At 64.4% G+C, this 8,006-nt stretch carries 8 protein-coding genes and 1 pseudogene; 6 read left to right on the top strand and 3 right to left on the bottom strand.

Annotated elements, in window-relative coordinates; all coding sequences use genetic code 11:
- The first annotated feature begins 194 nt into the window (after nt 1–194).
- Complete coding sequence (locus ON04_RS16840) at nt 195–350, top strand: hypothetical protein (protein WP_010541294.1); 156 nt, start codon at nt 195–197, stop codon at nt 348–350.
- Between the two features lie 504 nt (nt 351–854).
- Here ON04_RS16840 and ON04_RS16735 read toward each other — a convergent pair.
- Nucleotides 855–995, bottom strand: a complete 141-nt coding sequence (locus ON04_RS16735; protein WP_158217834.1) for a hypothetical protein — start codon at nt 993–995, stop codon at nt 855–857.
- Nucleotides 996–1,261: 266 nt separating this feature from the next.
- Here ON04_RS16735 and ON04_RS09085 point away from each other — a divergent pair, with 266 nt between their 5' ends.
- Together ON04_RS09085 and ON04_RS09080 are read left to right on the top strand one after the other, a co-directional pair.
- Nucleotides 1,262–2,038 (top strand): hypothetical protein, encoded by a 777-nt coding sequence (locus tag ON04_RS09085; protein WP_010541293.1) that lies wholly within the window; start codon nt 1,262–1,264, stop codon nt 2,036–2,038.
- Nucleotides 2,039–2,165: 127 nt separating this feature from the next.
- On the top strand, nt 2,166–3,521 hold the full coding sequence (locus ON04_RS09080) for a flavin monoamine oxidase family protein (RefSeq protein ID WP_010541292.1): 1,356 nt from the start codon (nt 2,166–2,168) through the stop codon (nt 3,519–3,521).
- Nucleotides 3,522–3,566: 45 nt separating this feature from the next.
- Here the strand turns inward: ON04_RS09080 and fmdA are convergent, their stop codons facing one another.
- Complete coding sequence (gene fmdA, locus ON04_RS09075; protein ID WP_010541291.1) at nt 3,567–4,814, bottom strand: formamidase; 1,248 nt, start codon at nt 4,812–4,814, stop codon at nt 3,567–3,569.
- Between the two features lie 167 nt (nt 4,815–4,981).
- On the bottom strand, nt 4,982–5,272 hold the full coding sequence (locus tag ON04_RS16235; protein ID WP_081477158.1) for an FmdB family zinc ribbon protein: 291 nt from the start codon (nt 5,270–5,272) through the stop codon (nt 4,982–4,984).
- 196 nt (nt 5,273–5,468) lie between these two features.
- Between ON04_RS16235 and ON04_RS15750 the strand changes: the two are divergent.
- The 3 genes and pseudogenes from ON04_RS15750 to ON04_RS09065 form a co-directional block, all read left to right on the top strand.
- Nucleotides 5,469–6,850, top strand: a pseudogene (locus tag ON04_RS15750) (KUP/HAK/KT family potassium transporter); the annotation flags it as partial.
- A complete protein-coding gene (locus tag ON04_RS17350) occupies nt 6,830–7,402 on the top strand; it encodes a KUP/HAK/KT family potassium transporter (RefSeq protein WP_420795339.1) in 573 nt (190 codons plus the stop codon). The pseudogene ON04_RS15750 and the gene ON04_RS17350, both read left to right, overlap by 21 nt.
- A 78-nt stretch (nt 7,403–7,480) precedes the next feature.
- Nucleotides 7,481–7,993 carry a hypothetical protein gene (locus tag ON04_RS09065; RefSeq protein ID WP_010541289.1) on the top strand — a complete coding sequence of 171 codons (513 nt, stop codon included), beginning with the start codon at nt 7,481–7,483 and terminating at the stop codon, nt 7,991–7,993.
- Nucleotides 7,994–8,006 lie beyond the last annotated feature (13 nt).

Genomic DNA, 8,006 nt, shown 5'->3' with positions numbered 1-8,006 from the left:
CACTCTAAATCCGGAAGGGCCGGTTTTCTACGAAGATGCGGCCTTCTGCATCCGGCAAACGGATGTGGATCGAGCAACTATGCCGTAATGTTCGTTAATCGAGTTGCAAAATGAGCTAACGTAAGCCAGCGTTAGCCGACGTACTGACAACACAGGTGGTCTCTGCACCACCGTTGAGTGAAAAGGAAACCTACATGATTATTCTGGGCGCAATTCTACTGATTCTCGGCTTCTTTCTAGAAATTCCACTGTTGACGACCATTGGTGGAATTCTGCTGGTTATCGGCGTTGTCCTGTTCATTCTTGGAAGCATGGGACGCGAAATCGGCGGGCGCAAATACTGGTTCTGACCCGCAGGTCTACTGACCTTGGTGTCACCTAGCAGTACTGGCTAGCAGTACTGGTTGGCGGGTAGTTTCGGCGAGCTTGGCTGAAACTACCCGCCAAGTCTTATTTGAGGCGCTGCCATCCGCGTTGCCGGGGGTGCCGAATCCCCTACATGTATCGGGCTACTTCCTCGTCTACGCCAGCGGACTTTCGATTGACGATCGGCGGGTCGGCTGTGCCGGATGTTCTCATCGACCCGTCCGCGCGCCCTTCTACCTATCCGCGCCCGTATACGCACTATTTCAGGGACGCCAGCAGATGGTGGGACAATTGGGTGCCTGTGGCCACCACCGGCTGGGGTGCGCTGGCTTTCATCGCACCGTTGCTGCTGGTGCAGTTTCTCGTCTACGCGATCGCGGCGGTGTTCCGTCGTCGCGCAGACGAGGAGTGACGCGGTCCCCGAAATGCGCACTGCACCTCCCCTGACTATCCGGGGAGGTGCAGGTAAGACTGTTCGAGCGATCAGGTCAGGAACCGATGCTCCCGACAAACCCGGCGGCCGCCGCAAACAGGCGGCTGGCTAAATCGTAGGCACTGTCGGCTGCTGCCGAACCGGAGTGGTACAAATCCGACCCGGTACTGAGTTGCATGAGGATGGTGGAAATCATGTGCTCGACCTTCCTTGGAGCGGCGACGGGCTATCCGTCGGCGAACTTCAGCCTTGCACCGCAGATCGGCCCGCACAACCAGCTCGGCGCTTCCGTTGTGACTCTGTGACGGCAACACAATCGGCCTACGTGCGGCAGCGAATCCTTAACCCCAGAAAATTCGAAAAACGCCCCATCCGGATTCCGATGTGGTGCGAATCACTGCCAGCACCGTCTACTGCGGTCGAATTTTCCGCACGGTGCCTTGGGTCGAAAGGACGCAATCTATGCGCACGATGACCAGACGAACGCTGCCGGTCCTGGCAGCCGCCGCACTTTTCAGCTCGCTCGGGGTGGCCCCCGCAATGGCGGAAGACACGGGTGATGACACCACCAATCTCACCGCAAACCTGACGCAGCTCAACAAGTCGGGTGTCGAGAGCACGGCGTGGCTCACGCTGGACGGAAACGAGCTGACCGTGAAGATGCGCAGCTCCGGCCTGCTCGACGGCGCGCCGCACGCGCAGCACATCCACATCGGTGGCACCAACACGTGTCCCGATCCCGACCAGAAGGGCAGTGGACCCAACGGCGAGCTCCAGACCACGGATGCCGGCGATTCCTACGGCGCTGTCAAGGTGTCGCTAACCACGGAGGGTGACACCAGCGCGGACAGCGCCCTCGCTGTCGATCGCTTCCCGACGGGCAACGCGACGTACTCCCGGACTCTCACGGTTTCCGATGAGGTGGCGGCCAGCCTGCGCAACGGTGATGGTTCCGTTGTCCAGCACGGCGTCGACCACAACGGCAACGGCGAGTACGACGGCGACGCGCGGTCCGATCTGGACGACTCACTGCCGGCAGAAGCCACGGACCCGGCAGCGTGTGGCGAGCTGAACGTCGATTCAATGGGCAGCCTGCCCATGGGCAGCCTCGGCGATTCATTCGGCTCACTGGGGTCTTCCGGTTCGACAGGCTCGACGGGCTCGACGGGCTCGATGGGGTCGTCGGGGTCGTCGAATTCACTCGGTTCGATGGGCTCGCTCGGGTCGATGGGTTCCTGACGCCGCACGACCGATGATCGACGGCCGATGGCGAGTGATGACGCCGCCGGCCGTCGGCATTCATCGACGACGACAAGGGACTGGGCAGAACAATAGAAGGAGCCCAATTTCCGGAAGGACATCCGCTATGGAGAGATCAGTGGACGTGGTCGTCGTCGGTGCAGGAATCGCCGGCCTGGTCGCTGCCCGCGACCTGTCACTGACGGGCCACAAGGTGCTGGTCCTCGAGGCCCGTGACCGGGTCGGAGGTCGCGTACTCAATGGAACGTTGCCCGGCGGCGGACCGATTGAGGTCGGCGGACAATGGGTCGGCCCCACTCAACACCGGGTGCACGCACTCATAGGCGAACTCGGACTGCAGACATACCCCACCCACCTCACCGGCAAGCACATCGCCGAACTCGGCGGCACGCGCGCCGAGTACACCGGCCGAATCCCCCGGTTCAGCCCTACCACCCTGGCCGACATCGGGCAGATCCAGTGGCGACTGGACCGGATGGCGGGAGACATTCCGCCGGCAGAGCCCTGGGTAGCAGCTGAAGCGGACCGACTGGATGCCCAGACGTTCGACACCTGGCTAAGGCGCACCGGGCTCACCAAGCGCGGACGGGCCTTCTTTCGGCTCGTCACCGAAGCCGTGTTTTCCGCCGGTCCAGAAGACGTGTCGGCCCTGTGGGCGGGCTTTTACCTCAGCTCCGCGGGCGGGCTCGACCCGCTGATCGACGTCGCGGGCGGTGCGCAGCAGGACCGTGTGGCCGGCGGCGCCCAGGTCATCGCGCTCGAACTGGCCCGCAAGTTGGGCGATCGGGTTCTGCTCGGCACCCCGGTCACCGCAATCGACTGGGATGACAGCGGGGCGCGCGTGCGTACCGACGACCAGGGCGTGCGTGCACGGCACGTGGTGATAGCGGTGCCTCCAACCCTGGCGTCCAGGATCCGCTACTCCCCCGGCCTTCCGGGCGACCGCGACCAGCTCACCCAGCGCATGCCGATGGGCAGGGTCATCAAAATCAATGTGGTCTACGACGAGCCGTTCTGGCGCAGTGATAGCTGGAGCGGGCAGGCCAACAGCGACACGCGACCGCTGGGAACGGTCTTCGACAACTCCCCGCCCGATGGCAACCCGGGAGTCCTGGTCGGCTTCCTCGAAGGTCGACACGCCGACCTCGGCGCGCGGATGACCGATTTCGACCGCTGGTCGTTGGTCCTGGACGATCTCGTTGCCTACTTCGGCCCGCGGGCCCGCAACCCCATCGACTACATCGAACTCGACTGGGCACAAGAGGAATACAGCCGCGGTTGCTACGGCGCGTTCACCACACCGGGGACCCTGACCCGCTTCGGGCCGCACCTGAGACGCGCCATCGGCCCAATCCACTGGGCCGGTACCGAGACCGCTACACGGTGGGCCGGCTATATGGACGGGGCGGTCGAATCCGGACAGCGGGTGGCGGAAGAAATCGCCGCTCCTCCGGCTATGTAGCACCCGGTTACCGACGCGCCCTCGCCCCATCTGCCGACACGGAAGTCACGCTCGTGGCGCACCAATACCCGGATCGATCTTGACGGGGCCGTCCACGGACGGTCGCACGTCGAATTCAAACATCGCCGTCGGCAGGTACACCGTGGCGCACGAGTTAGGAATGTCCACGACACTGGAGAACCGGCCCTCGATCGGCGCCGCACCCAGTAGCAGGTAGGCCTGTTCGGGGCTGTACCCGAACTTGGTCAGGTAGTCGATGGCGTGCAGGCAGGCGCGCTGGAACGCCAGTTGCGAGTCGAGGTAGCGCTGTTCTCCGTCGAGCGTCACCGACGTGCCGGAGAACGCGAGCCACTCTGAATACTGCGGCGGCGTGTTACCCGGGATGAAGATCGGGTGCTCGCTGACCCCGTACGTCTCCATGCCGCCCTTGATGATGTCGAGTCGCAGGTCGATGAACCCGCCCATCTCGATCGCACCGCAGAAGGTGATCTCACCGTCACCCTGCGAGAAGTGCAGGTCGCCGACGGAAAAATTGGCACCGTCGATGAACACCGGATAAAAAATCCGGCTGCCCGTGGTGAGGTTCTTGATGTCCATGTTGCCGCCGTTCTCCCGCGGTGGCGCGGTACGGGCACCTTCCGCGGCCACACGGTCGTATTCGGCGCCGGTCAACGTCGTCAACACCGCGTTCTGCGCATCGGGGGACAACGCTAGTGGCGGCTCGCGATCGGGGTCGGTGGCGATCAGCGCGGCTTCTCGTTGGTGCCACTTGCCGAGCAGTTGCGCGGACGGGGCGGTGCCCATCAATCCCGAATGGGTAATGCCTGTGAACGACACGCCCGGAATGTGGCGGGATGTGGCGGTGTGGCCGCTGAAGTCCCAGACGGCCTTGTATGCGTCGGGAAATTGGTCCACGAGGAAACTGCCGCCGTTGGACTTAGCGAAGATACCGGTGTAACCCCAGCCCTGACCAGCGAGCGGGCCGGAGTCCTCCTGCGGCAGCGGCCCTACGCCGAGAATGTCGACCACCAACAAATCGCCCGGCTTAGCGCCTTCCACCCGAAACGGACCGGACAGCGTGTGCGCCACGGTCATCGGCGCTGTTCGGATGTCTTCGGCGGAGTCGTCGTTCTTGATGTGGCCGTCGAACCACTCGCGGCAGTGCGCACGGAATTCCTGACCCGGCTTGACGGTGACCGCCGCTGGGATGTCCGGGTGCCAGCGATTGTGGCCGATGATTTCCTGGTCGGTGAACGGCTTGGTGGAATCGAGGGGAAACAGCAACTCGGGCATGACGAACTCCTTGTTTAGATAGCGAAAAACACGACACGATACGTCTGCGACCCGGTCCACGAAGACGCTAGGAGCCGGACAGCCGTACCACCTGGTTCCTGGGCGTCACCTCTCTTTCCGATCGGAGAACCATTGATGTACGCGCCGAACAGCTGAGCGACTCAGTGTTACGGCTTGGGCAGCTTTCCCTGTCTCGGGTCCTTGCTGACGGGAGTCCCCGGACGAGTTCGGCGACCGGGCGGAGCCCCCGAGACCACCACCGGCTCCGAAGCGGTGCGCCTGGTGGCGTCAGCCAGACGCATAGCCGGGGAATTGCCCCTGCCGAGCATCGGTGCGCTTATCCCGCGACGGGCGTCATCTCCGCAGTCTGGGCACCGCGCCGCATCGGGAACCGCCGACATCGAAAACGGCAAGTCGAACATGCCGCAGATCTGGCAGCGAAATTGATACAAAGGCATCTGGGTCACCTTCCACCGCGCGACTAGGTGTGATTTGGAACATAGCACTTATTTTGCTATGTGGTGAGCCGGTCACATCGAATCGAGGCAGCGAGCAACCGATGAGGTCGGCCTGCCGGAAGTGGGTGACGACGACGAGGTCGGCCCGTCGCTCTCAGGGCTGGCACGGCCGAAGCTACGAGAGCACACTAAGACGATGAAGCGTCCCGGTCGGTGGGCACCACACGGACTGCGGCGGAGTGCCACGCCTCGGGGCGGCGGGCGCGGTTCCGGGGTCATGACGCTCGGGGCCCTTGGGGTGGTCTTTGGCGACATCGGTACGAGCCCGCTGTACGCGCTGCACACGGCGTTCAGCATGCGCCACAACGCGGTGTCCGTGACCCCGGAGAACGTCTACGGGATCATCTCCATGGTTCTGTGGACGATCACCATCATCGTCACCATCAAGTACGTCCTGCTCATCATCCGGGCCGACAACGACGGAGAGGGCGGCATCCTCGCCTTGGTCGCACTATTGCGCCGCCGCCTCCATGGACGCCGGGCTGCCGCGGCCGTGACGGTGCTCGGGATTCTGGGTGCGGCACTGTTCTTCGGGGATGCGGTGATCACGCCGGCGATCTCGGTCCTCAGCGCGGTGGAGGGCCTGTCGGTGATCAATCCGGGGCTCGGACTGGTCGTCGTCCCGGTGGCCGTGGCCGTGCTGGCCCTGCTGTTCCTCGTTCAGCCGATCGGTACCGGTCGGGTCTCGTGGGCATTCGGTCCCATCATGCTCGTGTGGTTCGCAGTGCTCGCGGTGCTCGGCATCCCCCACATCATCGCCCACCCGTCGATCCTGGTGAGTTTGTCGCCGTCGTGGGCAATCGAATTGCTGATCCGGCACCCGTTCCAGGCCTTCGTGTTACTGGGTGCTGTGGTGCTCACGGTCACCGGCGCCGAGGCGCTCTACGCCGATCTCGGTCACTTCTCGGCGTCCGCTATCCGCCGCGCCTGGTTCTGGGTGGTCCTTCCCGCCCTCGCCCTGGTGTATCTGGGACAGGGTGCGCTCGTCATCTCCCGACCGGACGCCGTGGCCAATCCGCTCTTCCACCTCGCTCCGGGCGCGCTTCAGGTCCCACTGGTCGTGTTGGCTACCGCGGCAACGATCATCGCTTCCCAGGCAGTGATCTCGGGCGCGTTCTCGATCGCCCGGCAGGCGATGCGGTTGTCACTGCTGCCCCGGCTGACCGTGCGGTACACCTCCCGCGAGCAGGCCGGAGAGATCTACGTTCCGGCTCTGAACTGGCTGCTGTTCGTCACCGTCTTGTCCCTCGTGGTCGTATTCGCCTCGTCGCCTCGTTGGCCAGTGCGTACGGATTCGCGGTCACGGGAACCCTGGTTCTGGAATCGGTGCTGTTCCTGTTGTTCGCGGTCTCGGTCTGGCACTGGCGGTGGCCGGCGGTCACCGTGTACGTACTGACGGTCGGGGCCTTGGAGGTTCTTCTGCTCGCAGCCAATGCCACCAAGATCTTCGACGGCGGCTGGCTGCCGGTGTTGCTCGCCGCCACGGTCGTGGTGGTGATGATGACCTGGCGTCGCGGCAGCGCCAAGGTGTCTGCTGCACGGCAGACGTTGGAGGGACCCTTACAGGACTTCCTCGCCTCGCTCGGCCAAACCCCGGTGGGGCGCGGTCCAGCCCTGGCCGTCTTTCCCCACTCCGACCCGGCTACCACGCCGCTGGCGCTGGTGAGCTGCGTGACGGACCTACAGATCTTCCCCGGCCAGGTCGTCATCGTGAGGCTGGAACACTGCCACGTTCCCCACGTGCGCCTCGAGGACAAGTACCGGAGCGAGCAGCTTGAGTCGCCGCTGGGCGGCCTGGTCCGCGTCACCATTCGGGTGGGGTTCGCTGACGCCCAAGATATCCCCGACAACCTGCGCCGGGCCGCCGACCAGCTCGGGATGGACATGGATCTCAGCGCCGCGACGTACTTCCTGTCAGTTCTCTCCCTCCGACCCTCGCGGACACCCGGGTTTCGGCACTGGCGTGAACGACTGTTCCTCTCGCTCGAGAGGAACCAGGCCAACCGAACAGAGGCCTTTCACCTGCCTCCGCAGCGGACGGTTGTCCTCGGGGAGGAATTGCACATCTGATCCCGGGTCACGCCGCACCGGCCTCCGGCGAATCTCTGGCGGTGTCGGGCGGCCCCGTCTTGTGCAAACATTCTCGACATGGAAACCATCAAGGGCACCCGCAGTGCAGTCACAACACTCTCCGCAGCTGCCGGCATTGCGCTAGCAGTGGGCCTCGCGGCGCCGGCTACCGCGAACGCCCAAGAGGTGGGCTCACTGACCGTGATGTCGGCGAACCTGCCCGCGTACCTTGTTCCCGGGCCGGGGAATCTCATCGCGGCGGGTGGCTCGCCCACCGGGATGTGCCAGGGGGCGATCGCGGCAAAAGTGGCCGACTCGTCGTACCCCGCCTCGGCGTCAGTGAGTTGGGGGGTGGCGATGCCCGGGGTGGGGCCGTGCAACCTCGTCGCGACACTCGACTGGCATAACCTCGACACAGGTGAGCGAGGGCAGAAGACGCTCGATGTCCCGGGCCCCAGGCTCTGGACCGGTGTCGCACATCCTTACGACGCAAACATTCCAACCCGCGCGGGCAAGGTGGAGTACCGACTCACCACCAACGGCGGCGCGGTGGCCGGGCCGATCGTCGTGGAGACCTCTCCCTGGCCGTGATCACGCGGCCGGG

The organism is Dietzia alimentaria 72 (assembly GCF_000226215.1).
In the GTDB taxonomy this organism is placed as follows: Bacteria; Actinomycetota; Actinomycetes; order Mycobacteriales; family Mycobacteriaceae; genus Dietzia; species Dietzia alimentaria.
This window is presented reverse-complemented; position numbering and strand designations above follow the sequence as displayed.

Coding starts and splice junctions, on each gene's coding strand:
- ON04_RS16840 (WP_010541294.1), top strand. CDS start 195: ATGATTATTCTGGGCGCAATTCTACTGATTCTCGGCTTCTTTCTAGAA.
- ON04_RS16735 (WP_158217834.1), bottom strand. CDS start 995: ATGATTTCCACCATCCTCATGCAACTCAGTACCGGGTCGGATTTGTAC.
- ON04_RS09085 (WP_010541293.1), top strand. CDS start 1,262: ATGCGCACGATGACCAGACGAACGCTGCCGGTCCTGGCAGCCGCCGCA.
- ON04_RS09080 (WP_010541292.1), top strand. CDS start 2,166: ATGGAGAGATCAGTGGACGTGGTCGTCGTCGGTGCAGGAATCGCCGGC.
- fmdA (WP_010541291.1), bottom strand. CDS start 4,814: ATGCCCGAGTTGCTGTTTCCCCTCGATTCCACCAAGCCGTTCACCGAC.
- ON04_RS16235 (WP_081477158.1), bottom strand. CDS start 5,272: ATGCCTTTGTATCAATTTCGCTGCCAGATCTGCGGCATGTTCGACTTG.
- ON04_RS17350 (WP_420795339.1), top strand. CDS start 6,830: ATGATGACCTGGCGTCGCGGCAGCGCCAAGGTGTCTGCTGCACGGCAG.
- ON04_RS09065 (WP_010541289.1), top strand. CDS start 7,481: ATGGAAACCATCAAGGGCACCCGCAGTGCAGTCACAACACTCTCCGCA.